Source organism: Ligilactobacillus aviarius subsp. aviarius DSM 20655 (assembly GCF_001436315.1).
Classification (GTDB): Bacteria; Bacillota; Bacilli; order Lactobacillales; family Lactobacillaceae; genus Ligilactobacillus; species Ligilactobacillus aviarius.
In genome coordinates this window covers 447-15090 of the sequence record NZ_AYZA01000022.1, presented here as the reverse complement: position 1 = coordinate 15090, position 14644 = coordinate 447, and the positions used below count along the sequence as shown (strand labels likewise).

General features: G+C 40.8%; 15 protein-coding genes and 6 tRNA genes. 3 read left to right on the top strand and 18 right to left on the bottom strand.

The window, feature by feature from the left end:
- The 5 genes from FC33_RS05505 to FC33_RS05485 form a co-directional block, all read right to left on the bottom strand.
- Positions 1–2325: an FtsK/SpoIIIE family DNA translocase gene (locus FC33_RS05505; protein ID WP_057827617.1), complete on the bottom strand. Its 2325-nt coding sequence runs from the start codon at positions 2323–2325 to the stop codon at positions 1–3.
- An 11-nt stretch (positions 2326–2336) separates the two neighbouring features.
- On the bottom strand, positions 2337–2849 hold the full coding sequence (gene trmL, locus FC33_RS05500; RefSeq protein WP_057827616.1) for a tRNA (uridine(34)/cytosine(34)/5-carboxymethylaminomethyluridine(34)-2'-O)-methyltransferase TrmL: 513 nt from the start codon (positions 2847–2849) through the stop codon (positions 2337–2339).
- Positions 2850–3025: 176 nt separating this feature from the next.
- Entirely contained in the window at positions 3026–3853 is an 828-nt protein-coding gene (locus FC33_RS05495; protein WP_235803896.1) for a methyltransferase domain-containing protein, read from the bottom strand.
- A gap of 43 nt (positions 3854–3896) precedes the next feature.
- Positions 3897–4397 (bottom strand): aminoacyl-tRNA deacylase, encoded by a 501-nt coding sequence (locus tag FC33_RS05490; protein ID WP_057827614.1) that lies wholly within the window; start codon positions 4395–4397, stop codon positions 3897–3899.
- A 10-nt stretch (positions 4398–4407) separates the two neighbouring features.
- On the bottom strand, positions 4408–4761 hold the full coding sequence (locus tag FC33_RS05485) for a PTS glucitol/sorbitol transporter subunit IIA (protein ID WP_057827613.1): 354 nt from the start codon (positions 4759–4761) through the stop codon (positions 4408–4410).
- A 100-nt stretch (positions 4762–4861) separates the two neighbouring features.
- On the opposite strand from FC33_RS05485, the gene FC33_RS05480 reads away from it, so the two are divergent.
- On the top strand, positions 4862–5884 hold the full coding sequence (locus FC33_RS05480; protein ID WP_057827612.1) for a lactonase family protein: 1023 nt from the start codon (positions 4862–4864) through the stop codon (positions 5882–5884).
- 20 nt (positions 5885–5904) lie between these two features.
- Entirely contained in the window at positions 5905–6501 is a 597-nt protein-coding gene (locus FC33_RS05475; protein WP_057827611.1) for a copper homeostasis protein CutC, read from the top strand.
- An 11-nt stretch (positions 6502–6512) separates the two neighbouring features.
- Here the strand turns inward: FC33_RS05475 and FC33_RS05470 are convergent, their stop codons facing one another.
- Genes FC33_RS05470 through yjbM form a run of 3 tightly spaced genes read right to left on the bottom strand, consistent with a single transcriptional unit; the run spans position 6513 to position 8858 of the window.
- Positions 6513–7427, bottom strand: a complete 915-nt coding sequence (locus FC33_RS05470) for an RluA family pseudouridine synthase (RefSeq protein WP_057827610.1) — start codon at positions 7425–7427, stop codon at positions 6513–6515.
- Entirely contained in the window at positions 7417–8223 is an 807-nt protein-coding gene (locus tag FC33_RS05465) for an NAD kinase (protein WP_057827609.1), read from the bottom strand. The genes FC33_RS05470 and FC33_RS05465 overlap by 11 nt, the downstream gene beginning before the upstream one ends.
- Positions 8220–8858 carry a GTP diphosphokinase gene (gene yjbM / locus FC33_RS05460; RefSeq protein WP_057827608.1) on the bottom strand — a complete coding sequence of 213 codons (639 nt, stop codon included), beginning with the start codon at positions 8856–8858 and terminating at the stop codon, positions 8220–8222. The genes FC33_RS05465 and yjbM overlap by 4 nt, the downstream gene beginning before the upstream one ends.
- Positions 8859–8993: 135 nt before the next feature.
- Between yjbM and FC33_RS05455 the strand changes: the two genes are divergently transcribed.
- Entirely contained in the window at positions 8994–9626 is a 633-nt protein-coding gene (locus FC33_RS05455; RefSeq protein WP_057827607.1) for a DsbA family protein, read from the top strand.
- Between the two features lie 30 nt (positions 9627–9656).
- On the opposite strand, the gene pepF is transcribed toward FC33_RS05455, so the two are convergent.
- The 10 genes from pepF to FC33_RS05405 form a co-directional block, all read right to left on the bottom strand.
- Positions 9657–11465, bottom strand: coding sequence for an oligoendopeptidase F (gene pepF, locus FC33_RS05450; protein ID WP_057827606.1), 1809 nt, complete (start codon positions 11463–11465; stop codon positions 9657–9659).
- A 37-nt stretch (positions 11466–11502) separates the two neighbouring features.
- Positions 11503–12411, bottom strand: a complete 909-nt coding sequence (locus FC33_RS05445) for a competence protein CoiA (RefSeq protein ID WP_057827605.1) — start codon at positions 12409–12411, stop codon at positions 11503–11505.
- Positions 12412–12456: 45 nt separating this feature from the next.
- Positions 12457–13233 carry an adaptor protein MecA gene (locus FC33_RS05440; RefSeq protein ID WP_057827604.1) on the bottom strand — a complete coding sequence of 259 codons (777 nt, stop codon included), beginning with the start codon at positions 13231–13233 and terminating at the stop codon, positions 12457–12459.
- A gap of 112 nt (positions 13234–13345) precedes the next feature.
- Positions 13346–13744 carry a transcriptional regulator SpxA gene (gene spxA, locus FC33_RS05435; RefSeq protein ID WP_057827603.1) on the bottom strand — a complete coding sequence of 133 codons (399 nt, stop codon included), beginning with the start codon at positions 13742–13744 and terminating at the stop codon, positions 13346–13348.
- A 336-nt stretch (positions 13745–14080) separates the two neighbouring features.
- Positions 14081–14165, bottom strand: a tRNA-Leu gene (locus FC33_RS05430).
- Positions 14166–14207: 42 nt separating this feature from the next.
- Positions 14208–14278, bottom strand: a tRNA-Cys gene (locus FC33_RS05425).
- A gap of 28 nt (positions 14279–14306) precedes the next feature.
- A tRNA-Gln gene (locus FC33_RS05420) sits at positions 14307–14378 on the bottom strand.
- A 9-nt stretch (positions 14379–14387) separates the two neighbouring features.
- Positions 14388–14462, bottom strand: a tRNA-His gene (locus FC33_RS05415).
- 15 nt (positions 14463–14477) lie between these two features.
- A tRNA-Trp gene (locus tag FC33_RS05410) sits at positions 14478–14548 on the bottom strand.
- A 9-nt stretch (positions 14549–14557) separates the two neighbouring features.
- Positions 14558–14640, bottom strand: a tRNA-Tyr gene (locus FC33_RS05405).
- Between the last annotated feature and the right edge of the window lie 4 nt (positions 14641–14644).

The window sequence follows — 14644 nt, the reverse complement described above, 5'->3', positions numbered from 1 at the left end:
TTATTCTTCCTTCTTCGGTAAGTAAACTTTCCGCGGCTTGCTTCCTTCTTGCGGTCCGACCATTCCCTTTTCCGTTAAATCATCAACGATGCGGGCAGCCCGATTATATCCAATTTTAAACCGCCGTTGAAGGAGGGAAATGCTTACCTTTTGCTCCCGTTGAATAAAGTCGATCACCTGTTCAAAAAGCGGATCGCTATCCGAATCATTTCCATCCTGCGTTGCTTGGACTTCTTCATCCGAAACCGCAAGATTATCATCATAATCGGCTGTTCCCTGTTCTTTGACAAAGGAAACGACCTTTTCAACGTCTTCATCCGAAATAAATGCTCCTTGAACCCGGATCGGCTTCTTTCCAACCAGCTTAAAGAGCATATCGCCCCGGCCAAGTAATTTTTCGGCCCCGTTTTGGTCAAGAATCGTCCGCGAGTCCGTTCCGCTTGAGACCGCAAACGCCATCCGTGACGGCACATTCGCCTTGATCAATCCGGTAATTACGTCAACTGACGGCCGTTGGGTTGCAATAATCATATGGATTCCAGCGGCCCGTCCCATTTGGGCAATTCGAATAATTGCGCCTTCAACTTCATTTGACGAAACCATCATCAAGTCGGCTAATTCATCAACGATGCCAACAATGTACGGCATTGGTTTTTCGCCCGTATCCATTGAGGCTTGTTGGTTCTTAATCAACCGGTTATAGCCGTCAATGTTCCGCACGCCGACATTCGCAAACGTTTCATACCGCCGTTCCATTTCGGCTACGAGTTTGTTCAGTGAAATGGCCGCCTTTTTGGATTCCGTGACAACTGGCGAAATTAAATGCGGAATTCCATTGTAAACTCCCAGTTCAACCTTTTTGGGATCAACCAGCATTAACTTGACTTCATCTGGGGTACAATTCATCAATAAACTCGTAATGATTCCGTTGATTGCCACTGACTTTCCGCTCCCGGTTGCTCCGGCAATCAAAAGGTGAGGCGTCTTCGTAATATCCAGGGTAATTAATTTTCCAGAAACATTCCGCCCTAAAGGAACCTCAAGTAGCTGATGCGGGCGCTTGTGTTCCGCCGAAATCACATCTTTAAATGAAATTGTGGCTACCTTTTTGTTAGGAACTTCAATCCCGATCAATGATTTCCCAGGGATTGGAGCTTCGATTCGGATATCCTTGGCTGCCAGGGCCAAGGCTAAATCATCCGTCAAGTTCACGATTTTTGAAACTTTGACGCCAATTGCCGGGTGAAGTTCATATTTGGTCACTGACGGCCCTAAAATCGTATTTTTCAGTTCTGCATCAACGCCAAAGCTCTTCAACGTTTGCCGAAGGACCTCTTGATTATGCTTGATTTCTTTTCGTTCCTGACTTTGGTCCGTTGGCGCAACATCCTGAAGCAAACTGACGGGTGGCAATTGATAATTTTCAATTGAAGATGACTGGTGCAAAACGGGTTTTGCCACTTCAGGCTCTTCCTGCTTCTCTGATTCACGATTCCAAACATCCGTTGCATCCCGTTCACTGATTGGTTTTGGCAATTCCTTATCTTCCGGGGCAACAAGCGGTTCAACTTCTTCTTTAAGATCTTCCGGTTCGACAGGCTCTTCCTTTTCTTCCGGCTGATCATCCGATTTTTCAGTGGACATTGCTTTCCGTTTTTCCGCTGCATCTTGAAGTGAATCCTTCGCTGTTCCTGCAGCGTGCTTTAACTTTCCAGCGATCAATTTAATTCCATTCCAACAAACGAGTCCAATTTTCCCGAAAAATTGAGCTACCTGTTGCAGTGAAATTCCAAATACCATGCATAAACCGGCACCAATCAGCAAAAGACTGATCAAATATGACCCCAGTTGAGCAAGCAGAAAATTCGTTCCGGTATACAGTAACGCCCCGATCATTCCGCCGCCAACCGCGGTCCCAAGACTTGCGCCAACAATATCATTGGCCAAATACTGCCATGTAACGCCAATAAAGTCGTTATGCAAATCCAATTTGTTAAAGAAAATTGCCTCCAATCCAAGGCTAATTCCCAAAATAATCAGTAATATTCCACCCCAATACCGTGGTTTGATTTGGGGTTCTTTACCATAAATCAACAAATAAATACTAAATAATAATAAAAGCCCAATTCCGATTAAATATGCATCACCAATCAGCAACCGGAATGCATTTACAATCAAAACTCCTAAGTAACCTAAATGAAAAATTCCAAATAAACTTACAACACCTAAGATCAGGCCAACGACCCGTTCAGAAAAAATTTGTTTTTGGGCTGCGGCCGTTTTTTTCCGTTTCGATGTTCGTTTACCGCTTTTCTTTGCTGCCATTTTTCCCTCTTCTATTTTAATTTGTCATTTTCGTAAAGGTGCGTCCGGTCTAATTGCGGGAATCCTTGTTGCCGCAACGCTTCATAAATTACAATTGCTGCCGTATTCGACAAGTTCAATGCCCGGATATGGTCATCATTTTGCGGAATCCGGATACATTTTTCCGCATTTTGCCGCATGAAGTTTTCCGGTAATCCCGTTGTCTCTTTTCCAAAAAGAAAATAGTGATCTTCATCGACGTTTGAATAATCCGGATCAGTATATGTTTTTTCCGCAAACTTTGAAACCAAATAAAGCTTACCCATATCAGGAATCGTTTCTAAAAATGCTGGAAGATTCTTATGGTATGTAATTTTAACTTTGTCCCAGTAATCCAAACCGGCCCGCTTTAAATACTTATCATCGGTTGAAAATCCTAATGGTTCGATTAAATGCAATTCCGTATTTGTTCCTGCACAGGTCCGTGCAATGTTGCCTGTGTTTGCCGGCATTAATGGTTCAAAGAGCGCAATGTGATTTGTCATCAATATCTTCCTTTCTTAATTTCAAGCAATAAAAAAGCGTAACCGTTCGGTGTGGGCACGGCGAACAGCTACGTTAATGAAGTCCAATTAATTAATAACTAACAACTTGGTTAATTACTAATAACCGTTTTCTTACTAATAAGGTTAACACCTTAAATATTGTTTGACAAGCAATTTTACAAATTTTTCCGAACAATTAACAGTGACATATCAACCGTAACATGCTCTAACGGCGTTTTAAAAACATTCGCCAGGTCCGCTTGCGTTCCCCACTGCAATGGGGTCATCTTTAACAAGTCCATCGCAAGCGCTGGCGTTAAATTAAATTGATATTTAACCGGAACGGCCTTGGTTTGCGGATACTGTTCCAACACCCGGTTTAACACGTCATCATTGTGATACGAATACTTCGGATCTTCAGGTTGATAGAGACGGTGCCGAAGTTCGATCAAATATTCAGCATTCGGAATAACCTTAAATAAAATTCCATTCCGAGCAAGAACCCGATCAAATTCGCGGTATGACGACGGCGACAAAATATCAATAATGACATCGATTTGACGATCGGCAAACGGAAGGGCTGCCAGATCCGCAATGCAAAAGAAACTATTCGCCGTTTGCTGCGTTGCCAAGTTAATCGCATCCTTTGAAATGTCAAACCCAATTGCTTGATCATTGAATTGACGCCGTTGTTCCCGGATTCGGGCAAGGGGCGTGCCTTCACCACATCCAACATCAATATAAGTTAAATTTCGTTGAGGCATCCGGTGGATAATCTGTTCAAGGACCCCATCAAATAATCCGTGTTGAAGAACATGGCGCCGAGCCTGCCATAATTCTTTTTGATCATAGTCGCTTTTAACTCCATGCTTAATTAAGAAAAGCGTCCCCTTCTTCGACAAGTCAAACCGGTGACCTTGAGCACAAATCAAACTGTAATCTTTAATTACGGTCATTTTCGCCCCGCAATATGGGCACTTAAACAAGTTACGATTATGCGTCAAAAAAACTTTTGCCTGATCAATTTTCTTTAATAACTTTGTTTGATTAGCGTTCAACTTTAATGTATGATCCCTTCACCAGTTTTACTAAATCTTCCCGTTTTAAGCGCACTGAACGGCCTAACTTCCCTGCAGAAACCGAAATTTCATCAAACTTTTGAATCTGTTCATCAAAATAGATTGGAAAGCCTTTATACGCGCTGATTCCGATTGGTGTATTTGCGCCATGAACGTAGCCGGTAATTTTCACCAACTTTTTATTATCAGCTAGGTGAACCTGCTTTTTTCCAAGTTCATGCGCCACTAATTTTAAGTTGATCTCGGCCTGAACGGGTAAGCAAACAACCAGATAATCTTTGGCATCGTTATTCGCTTGTAAAACAATTGTCTTCAACAAGCTGTTCGGGTCGATTCCTTGGCTTTCAGCATCCTTCAATGCATCCATTCCGCGTCCAACCCAGTTAAAATTCTTTTCTTCATATTCAATTCCGTTTTCATCAAGAATCCGTTCTTCATTTGTTTTCTTGATTTTTTTCTTCTTTGCCACGATAATTCCTCTATTCTTTAATCTTAATCTGTGATCCAGCATGAATTACCGGAAATTTTTGCGGTTCCAAGTAAATCGCATTGCTGCGCGGTTCATCCGGAACGGCATTAAAATCTAAAACGGTATGGTGAACCGTTTCAAGGTTACTTGCAACCAAGTTTCCAACGTATGCCACTTGATATTGTTGGTCATCGATCGTCAGTTGCATTCCTTTTTTCACATCGTACTGATCGATCTGTTCAAATTCTTGAATAACTGAGACTTCCTTTAGCCGTTCTGAAACTTCTTTGCCAAATAAAATCACCAATCCATCTTCCGCATTCAATGCGCCTTCTCCGACTGAAACAACTTTCATTTTAATCATCACGCTTCACCTCAAGGTTATTTTAACATAGCAATTTTTGAATTATTAAAGAAATTCGAAAATGCTATAATTAAATTAACTTAAATGGGAAGTGAGTTACATGAAACAACAAATTTATTTCGGAACATATACTAAACAAACCAGTCGGGGAATTTATCAGGCTCAACTTGATTGCGATGCCGGGCGTTTAAGTCAACCGCAACCAATCATTACGGTGGGCAATCCCACTTACTTAAGACTAACTGACCGCAACTCGTTACTTGCCGTTGCGGTTGAAGGCCCCCTTGGCGGAATCGCCAACTATAACCTGGCTGACCAATCATTTGACTTACTTGATGACCAACTTACAACTGGCTCCAGTCCATGTTACATTGGCTATGATCGATCCCGGCAACTCGTTTTTGCAGCATACTACCACCGGGGAACCGTTGAAATTTATCATTTAAACGATGATCTAACCTTAACGCTTACCGATCAGATCATTCATCATGGAAACGGTCCCCGTCCCGAACAGGATGACGCGCACGTCCACTTTGCCGACCTTACGCCAGATGGACGGCTCGCCGTGGTTGACCTCGGGAATGATACGTTAACAACTTATACCATTAGTTCAACCGGAAAAGCAACTGAAGATGCCTGCTTGAATTTTGAGGCTGGTTTTGGTCCCCGGCACCTTGTTTTTGCCGATCAAAACACCGCCTATTTAGCCGCTGAACTCAGTAGTCAAGTTGCCGTCCTTCAATATGATCCGCATGATGGTCACTTTGAAATTCGGCAAATTTTATCAACGATTCCCGATGACTTTACCGCCCATAACGGAGCCGCCGCAATCCGCATCACGGATGACCATCAATTTGTTTACGTTTCAAACCGGGGACATGACTCGCTTGCAATTTATCAAGTCAACTCCGACCATACGTTAGCATTGATTGACTGGACTTCAACCGAAGGCAGTTTTCCGCGCGATTTTGCGTTAGACAAAACAAACCGGTTTCTCGTTGTGGCTAACCAAAATACCAACAACGTAACCTTATTTAAACGGGATCCAAAAAATGGTAAACTAGACTGCATCCAGCAAAATATTCCTCTTCCTGAAGGGGTCTGTGTTTGCTTCAAAAAATAAACTAAAGAAAGGAATTTTAAATGATTATTAAACAAAAGGCAGTTCAAACAATTCATGAACTTTCAACCCTTACTGATTTTCAAAAAATTGAACTTCAAAACCAACAAACAACTGCCAGCAAAGGCATGATTGCCGAAACGGTTCGCTATTTGCATGACAATCAGAAAATTTCAATTGAAACGTTGATTCGGCCACGTACAGGCAAGTATTCATACAGCGACATCGAAATCAAAGTAATGGAAGCCGATGTTTTTGAAGCGCAAGCATTAGGCGTTGACAGCGTTGCGATTGGCGCAATTACCGAAGACAATCAGCTCGATGAAGATTCAATGGAACAACTGATCGGCGCGGCGGGCGGAATGCAAATCACCTTAAACCACGCTTTTGATGAATTAACCTTAGCTGGTCAAAAGAAGGCCATTGATTTTGCAAACGAACATGGAATTGATCGGATCATGATTGCTGCTCAACCAGATTCATCAGCATTTAAAGAAAATCTTCAAACGTTGATCAACTATAATCAAGGGGCCGTTCAATTTGTTCTGACCGGAAATGATGAAAAGCAATTAACTAAGCTGTGTGAACAGTTTGACCTTCACTTACTCTTAGTTGAATAAAAAAGCTGGACTTAACGTCCAGTTTTTTTATGCTCTTCAAGCTCTAAATACTTTTTCATATCCTGCGGAAGCGGACTTTCAAACGTCATCATTTGCTTTTTGAATGGATGATAAAATTCAATTTTACGACAATGTAGTCCTTGTCGCTGCAGTGGCAACTGAATTTGGCCGCCATATAACGTATCCGCCACTAATGGATAGCCAATCGACTTACAGTGGACCCGAATTTGGTGGGTTCGTCCCGTATGCAACCGTACATCACAGACCGTACAGTCCGGAAACCGTTTTTTGACCCATAATTCAGTCTGTGCTTCTTGCCCGCCGCTTGAAACTACCTGCCGTTCAATCAGGCTTCCCGGAACACGGCCAATCTGGCGATCGATCACTAGATGGTCTTCCTTTAAATTACCGCTTAAAAGCGCTAAATAAGTCTTTTTGATTGCATGCTGCTCCATTTGCCGCGAAAGCAGTGCGTGGGCATACCGGTGTTTCGCAAACAACGCCACCCCCGATGTATCACGATCAAGCCGGGTCACAATGTGGGGAATCAAATCATCATATCCGCGAAGATGATAATAACCATCGACCCGGTTCACCAATGAATCCTTTCGTTGAGGTACGGACGGAATCGAGTTAACATGATCCGGCTTATCAATAATCAAAAAATCGCGATCCTCATACAGAATCTTTAACGGAACGTACGATGGAATTAAATCATTTTTTCGGTTCTCTTCTGGCGGAAAGTCGATCGTTAAAATTGTTTGCGGGTCAATTTTATCAATTCGCCGATTTTCAACGCCATCGATCAGCACTTTGCCACCGTCGCCCCGGACTTTTGCCATTAAGTGCCGGGAAATTCCCTGATTACGAATAAACGTCTTCAGTTTAATCGGTGCATTTCCCGTATACTGCCAACTAATTCTCATTTAAATCACCAATAAATGCTGCTTGGACCCGCCGCCAAAATTCAGTGTGCCGGTACTTCGCAAACCGAATTTTACGTTTCGAGACCTTAAACATGATCTGTTCAATTTGTTTCCCATAAATATTTTCCTGGTCAACTGTCATAAAAAAGTCGCTCGCCTGATTAGGGACGATCGTGATCCAGTCATTTACCGGAACGATCATTGGCGAACTGATCGTCCGGTATACTAAATTATTTAGCGACCCAATTTCTGTTAATTGAATCACATCTAAACTCGGATGGATCACCGCTCCGCCAAGCGATTTATTATAGGCCGTCGAACCGGTCGGGGTTGACACACATAGGCCATCGCCCCGAAAACGTTCAAACAATTCACCGCCAATGTAAACATCAGCTCCCATTGTCATTCCAATCCGCTTGAGGGTTGCCTCATTTAGGGCTAAGTAATGCCGCGCCTGATTTTCATCATGATAGGTAACCGAAATATCAAGAAGTGGATAACTGACCGCCTGCCCATTGTCTGATTGAAGACTGATTACAAGGTCGTCAAGCTCACCCGCCCGCCAGTCAGTATAAAATCCTAAATGACCAGTATGCACCCCTAAAAAGCGAATCGTTTCAAGCTGTTCCTGATAATGATGAAATGCTGAAAGCAACGTCCCATCGCCACCAATCGTGATCACAATATCAGGATTGGCATTATCGATCGTAATATGACGATCACTTAATTTTTGTTCAAGCTGATTTTTGATCTGCTCCGTTTGCGGAGTGTCATTTGCAAAAATTCCAATCTTCATTTTTTATCCTCTTCGTCATTCCGTTTTCGCTGTGCAAATAGTCGTTCAGCCTCTTTAATATCATCATGGATATTTGACATTTCCGTATCAAGCAAAAAGGCGGCCTCCGCTGTCTTCCGTAACCGTTCAGCAATTTCAGGTGGAAATTCTCCCTGATACTTGTAATTTAACGAGTGCTCAATTGTCGCCCAAAAATTCATTGCCAACGTTCGAATTTGAATTTCAGCTTTAATGTACTTTGTCCCCGTAACGAGTTCGACCGGGTAACGGATAATAATATGGTATGAACGGTAGCCGCTCGGTTTCTTATGGGCAATATAGTCCCGCTCTTCAATAATATCCATATCATGGCGTTTGCGAAGAATCCCTACAATGGCGTAGATGTCGTCGACAAACTCGCACATAATTCGAACAGCTGCAATGTCTTCCATATCAACTGCAAGGTTTTCAGCGGTGATGTGCCGCCGCTGCATCTTCTCAAGAATGCTTTCCTTCGTTTTTACCCGGCCCGTTACAAATTCAATCGGGCCATGGTTGTTATAGCTCATTTGTTTTTTTAAACTATTCAATTTAAGCTTAAGCTCATCAACTGCTTGAGCATATGGTGCTAAAAAATCATCCCAACGATCCATCATTTCGCTCCCCGAAACTTTATCTGTTGTTATTCTACCATACGTTACCATTGGTTGGTGAAAACATATTAATTGCAAAACGGCTTTGTTTTATTTAAAGTAAGGAATGGATAAATCGAGCAGGGAGGAAAAATAAATATGTTAGAGGTATATCTATTTATTAATCCGATTAGTGAAACTTGCTATCAGACTGAAAAGAAAATTATTAAATTGCTTGCGCAAGCTCAAAATAAAATTCGATTTCGGGTTCTCCCCCTTTTAACGTTGAGTACCGTTTCATTTGCGATGCAGCACGTGGGCGTTTCAAGTTCAATTGAACATCAAGTTGTTGATACCCTTTATAAGGCATCGCTTGATTATGAAGCCGCTCTTTTTCAAGGCCAGAAACGGGGACGGAATTTCTTACTCAACGTTCAAGAATGTACATTAAGAAACAATTTTAAATACACTGACGAAATGGTCGAAAAGGTTGCTTTAAAGAGTCACCTTGATTGGGAACTCTTTAAAGAAGACCGGCAATCTGATCTGGCAGTCAAAACCTTTAAAAAAGATCAGCGGATTGCAGCTGAAATGCAAATCACGACTTATCCGGAAGTTGTTGTAACCAACACCGACTTCCCTGATTATGCATTTTCACTGAACCCGCAAGAATCATTTGATATTTTACAAAAGTTTATTTTGCATCCGCAAGATTCGGTCTTGTGTCCAAATAACCATACTCAGTATTTACATTCTGCAAAATTAAGCAAATCACAAAAACCAGTTAAATAAAACGGAGGCGCTTTAACGTCTCCGTTTTTGTTACTTCACAATCAATTTTTCAAGTTCATTTAACCGTTCTTCAAAAACCTTAAATGCCTTTTCTAAATATGCGCGTTGCGTCATATCAACGCCCGCCTTTTGCATCGTTTCAATTGGATATGCTGAACTCCCAGACTTTAAGAAGTTTAAATATGCTTCGGTATGCGTCGGATCGTCATCTTCAATTCGTTGCGATAACGTCGTTGCAGCTGCAAAACCGGTTGCATATTGATATACATAAAAGTCGTAGTAAAAATGCGGGATCCGCATCCATTCCATCGCAATTTCATCATCATTATAAATTGCCGGGCCATAGTATTGCTTATTCAAGTCACCATAAAATTTCGAAATTGAATCCGCCGTCAATGACTTCCCGCTGGCATCCTGTTCATGGATCCACTGTTCAAACTCTGCAAATTGAGTTTGTCTAAAAATTGTTCCTTTAAAGCCATCTAAATAATGGTTTAAAACGAATGCCCGAACTTGGGGATCCTTTTCCGTCTTCAATAAGTAATCCGTAAGTAAGTTTTCATTCGTAGTTGATGCAATTTCCGCAACAAAGATTGGATAATCGCCGTATACATATGGTTGGGTATGCGTCGTATAATAGCTGTGCATACTGTGTCCCATTTCATGAACCAGCGTATACAGATCTTCCAATCCATCTTGCCAATTTAACAGGATATATGGATCAGTATCATATCCGCCCGAAGAATATGCCCCCGTTCGTTTGCCTTTATTTTCAACAACATCGATCCAACGATTATCAAAGGCTTCTTGGACATGTTGAAGATAATCGTCACCATAAGCTTGAAGGGCCTCAAGTGCTTTGGCTTGAGCTTCAGGATATGTAAACGATAAATTGCTTTCCTTCACAATTGGCGTGTACAGGTCGTACATATGAACCTTATCCAAATTTAAAACTTCGCCGCGCAATTTAACATAACGGTGTAACAATGGTAAATTACGGTGAACTTCGTCAATTAAAACATCATATACTTTATCCGGAATGTGGTTTTCGCTTAACGCTGCATCCTTGGCAGAAGCATAGTGGCGAACCTTTGCTTGATAATTTTGCACTTGAACCTGTGAAGTTAATGTTGTTGCAAATGTATTTTTAAATGCCCCATATGTTTGATATAACGCCTTAAATGCCCCTTGGCGAACCTTTTGATCAGCCGATTCGAGTAATTTACTGTATGTTCCTTCTGAAAGCTCAACTTTTTGCCCATTTTCCCCTTCAACAACCGGGAACTTTAGATCTGCATCACTTAACATTTCAAATGTTTTTTCGGGAGCTCCAAAAATGTTCCCCGCTGCAGCCAATAACTCTTCTTGCGCATTACTTAACAAATGCTCGCGCTGTGAACGCAATTCAGTAATAAAATGCCGGTACGGTTCGAGCTTTGAATTCTGGTGAAAATAATCCTGAACGACTTGATCATCAAGATGAACAAGTGTTGGTTGGAACCACGCAACTGCTTCACTGACTTGCGTTCCTAAATTATCTGCCATTCCTTGCAGTTCTTGATACTGCGAATTGGTCGTATCTTGATCATTTTTCATCGATGCAAAGACCGCAAGTTTTTCATAAATCCGCATAATTCCAAGGTACTGTTCAATTACCTCTAGAAATTTATCCGCATTTATTTCCAATTGATCTTTTGCATGTTTGAATTCATCTAATTTGTTTTCTAATTTTCGTTGATCCGTTTTCCAGTCTTCAATTGATTGGTAAACCCGGTCCAAATCCCACGTTAATTTTTCAGGAACTTCTGAACGTGCAGGAACCTTTTTTATCTCTGTCATCATCTTCACCTCAAAATCATTTTACCAGTAAATTTTCTTAAATAAAATTATGATAATTAATAAATGGCATTTGATAAAGCAATTTTTTAGAATTAATTCCCAATTGAACCGCAATTTGAAAATATACCTTTGAATAGCGATAAATTGGGTAGTCAAAGGACGACGAAAGATTTCGTAAAACTTCTTGACGAAATTCAAGATGGTTCAAATAACATTGAACCTGCAGCATGCGGGTCATTCCCGTTGAGTATGCCTCTGCTCGATTAAAATTTCGAATTTGGTGCATCCGCATTTTAACCGAAATTTTGTTTAAATGGTTTTCTTTTGCATGGTGAATAAATTGAATTAATTCTTTTAGATTTGCTAAAAACTTAATTCGATATTTGGGCCGCAAAAACGCTGCTTGTTGAATCTGATAATAAAGCTCTAGCCGTTGCATTTCGGCATTCAAATAAACAAAATAAAAACCAATATTCGGATGGTACCTGAAAAATTGAGCGTTATGCTGTGAGATTCTGCCATGAAGGCAATAACGTTTTCCAACAAGCCAAATACACTGTAACCCTGTCTGCGCATACGCTCGACTCCGCTTCGTCAGTTCAGTTGCTGAAATTGGTGAACATTGGTACTCGATAACAACTTGGGATTTCGGAAGTTTAAGAATTACATCTGCTCGCCGTTGGATTGCTTTAAAGGATACTTCTGACTGTACATCATATCCTAACTCATTCCCCCATTTCATTAACAACCGTTTTCCGGCCTGATGAACGTTTGTATCATAATGCTGATTTGAAAAAGTTGAATGTTGATGCGCGAAATGGGCAGAATTTAACTTACCGGTTCGCAGCTTGACTGGCTGATAACATACCGGACAATAGTATTTCTTCAATAAATCAGCTGTAGAAGCGTGAACCAATTGATTTTGAGAATTTAACGCATAAAACATAAAAAGACACCTCATTTACAATTACGCAAATAAGGTGTCTTTTTATTAACTAAAATTATACGAAAACCATTCGTATGCATTTCGGGTTTTAACAGCTTGGCCATGTTCTTCGAGATAAATTGGCGGTAATTTCGGTGCCTTTCCGTATTCAAGCATGGTTGAATATACATCTTGAACCGTTCCGCTGGTAACCTCTTCATCAGAAAATTTAACCACCAAATAATACTTATCATCCATCCGGAATAAATCTGATCCAAATGGAGCCTTAAAGATCACATTGCGTGTCAGGTCGATAAAGTCCTGAAGCGTTTCAAATTCAACAACCCGGACATAATTTTCAGGTTGTTCACGCTGTGATGATGCTTGATCAGTAGTCGGTTTTTCAGACTGTTGAATTGATGTCTTTCGTTGATCTTTTGAATCAGATTTAAAGTTTCCTTTCATTCGGTCCTTTAAAATCCGCGTTACATCTTTGTCTAATCCGATTTGGTCCAATTCATCGGGAGTTAAATTTGAAAGCATTACGCTATTATTTTCATCAAATTCTGCATCTTTAGGTAAATTCATCTTCTCGGCGGCTTCCGGATCAACTTTGGTAATAAATAACTCAACCCCATCGCCGCTTGGAACTAACTGAAATGTCACTGCCCCGTTATCACGAAACTCATGGTCAGTATCAACTTCATCCAAAATACTATAGAAAAAATCTTCAACGTCGTGTTGGTTCCCAATCAAATCCAAGATTGAGATTCCACGCTCGGCAAGATCCTCTTTCCCAAGGGTTACACGCATTGTATTTTCGTTGATTTTCTCCATTTCCATAAAGAGAACCTCCCTTCAAATTCACGTAATATCATAGCACATATTTAATAAAAAAGGCTACCCATATTATATGGGCAACCTTTTAAAATTCCATTTTAATAATCAGTTGCAATTAAAATCCGGCCATCTTTTGGGCTTTTTCAAGTTCGAGAACCCGAACCTTCCGTGGCAAGAACCGCCGAATTTCGTCTTCATTGTATCCAACTTGAAGACGCTTATCATCCATGATAATTGGACGCCGTAAAAGTCCAGGATTTGATTGTAATAATTCAAATAACTGTTGAAGTGGCATATCGTTAATGTCAACATTCAAATCTTGATAAGCTTTTGAACGTTTGGAAATAATCTCTTCTGTCCCATCCTCAGTCATTTGTAAAATTTGTTTAATTTCATCAATGCTAAGTGGATTGGAGAAAATATTTCTTTCTGTAAAAGGAATATCATGTTCTTTTAACCAGGCGCGAGCTTTTCTGCATGAAGTACAACTTGGTGATGTATATAAAGTAACCATATCTAACCGCTCCTTTGCTTTTGTCCATATCCAAATAACTACCTTACATATTCTATTATACACTTATTTTTAATTGATGATTGGGTAATTTAGAAAAAATCTAGAGTTCCTTTAAAGTAATTTAAGGTTTCATCTAGAACATTTTAGTGTCCTAATCATTGATATAACAATAACTTCAAGTTTTGATCTTAATAAATTCACAAATTAAACCATATGTAATTTATTATAGTAATTTTAATATCAAATTTATTGATTATCATATAAAGTCTACCTAATATCAATTTAATATATACAAAAAAAAGAACCGTGATCATATCACAGTTCTCATATATATGATACCGGTGATCGGGGTCGAACCGATACGTCCTCAACGGACACTGGATTTTGAGTCCAGCGCGTCTGCCAATTCCGCCACACCGGCATAATTAAATTTTAAAAGTTAACGCCTTGCTTAGCATTAATAAGGCGGTAACCGGATTTGAACCGGTGATGAAGGTTTTGCAGACCTCTGCCTTACCACTTGGCTATACCGCCATCTCAAAGGATTCAAATCCTTAAGAAATTGGGCTAGCTGGATTCGAACCAGCGCATAAAGGAGTCAAAGTCCTTTGCCTTACCGCTTGGCCATAGCCCAATAAAAAAGGGCGATAGGTGGGATTCGAACCCACGCGTGCCGGTGCCACAAACCGGTGTGTTAACCAACCTTCACCACTATCGCCATCAAAATAAGAAGCAGGGATAGTAGGAATTGAACCCACACCGACGGTTTTGGAGACCGTAGTTCTACCTTTAAACTATATCCCTATCATAAAATGGAGGGGAGTGGATTCGAACCACCGAACCCGAAGGAGCGGATTTACAGTCCGCCGCGTTTAGCCAGACTTCGCTACCCCTCCGTGG

What these genes read in the sequence shown, in the direction of transcription:
- FC33_RS05485 (WP_057827613.1), bottom strand. Translation starts at nt 4,761, where the DNA reads ATGATTAAAATGAAAGTTGTTTCAGTCGGAGAAGGCGCATTGAATGCG.
- FC33_RS05475 (WP_057827611.1), top strand. Translation starts at nt 5,905, where the DNA reads ATGATTATTAAACAAAAGGCAGTTCAAACAATTCATGAACTTTCAACC.
- FC33_RS05465 (WP_057827609.1), bottom strand. Translation starts at nt 8,223, where the DNA reads ATGAAGATTGGAATTTTTGCAAATGACACTCCGCAAACGGAGCAGATC.
- trmL (WP_057827616.1), bottom strand. Translation starts at nt 2,849, where the DNA reads ATGACAAATCACATTGCGCTCTTTGAACCATTAATGCCGGCAAACACA.
- yjbM (WP_057827608.1), bottom strand. Translation starts at nt 8,858, where the DNA reads ATGATGGATCGTTGGGATGATTTTTTAGCACCATATGCTCAAGCAGTT.
- pepF (WP_057827606.1), bottom strand. Translation starts at nt 11,465, where the DNA reads ATGACAGAGATAAAAAAGGTTCCTGCACGTTCAGAAGTTCCTGAAAAA.
- FC33_RS05505 (WP_057827617.1), bottom strand. Translation starts at nt 2,325, where the DNA reads ATGGCAGCAAAGAAAAGCGGTAAACGAACATCGAAACGGAAAAAAACG.
- FC33_RS05445 (WP_057827605.1), bottom strand. Translation starts at nt 12,411, where the DNA reads ATGTTTTATGCGTTAAATTCTCAAAATCAATTGGTTCACGCTTCTACA.
- spxA (WP_057827603.1), bottom strand. Translation starts at nt 13,744, where the DNA reads ATGGTTACTTTATATACATCACCAAGTTGTACTTCATGCAGAAAAGCT.
- FC33_RS05455 (WP_057827607.1), top strand. Translation starts at nt 8,994, where the DNA reads ATGTTAGAGGTATATCTATTTATTAATCCGATTAGTGAAACTTGCTAT.
- FC33_RS05440 (WP_057827604.1), bottom strand. Translation starts at nt 13,233, where the DNA reads ATGGAAATGGAGAAAATCAACGAAAATACAATGCGTGTAACCCTTGGG.
- FC33_RS05480 (WP_057827612.1), top strand. Translation starts at nt 4,862, where the DNA reads ATGAAACAACAAATTTATTTCGGAACATATACTAAACAAACCAGTCGG.
- FC33_RS05470 (WP_057827610.1), bottom strand. Translation starts at nt 7,427, where the DNA reads ATGAGAATTAGTTGGCAGTATACGGGAAATGCACCGATTAAACTGAAG.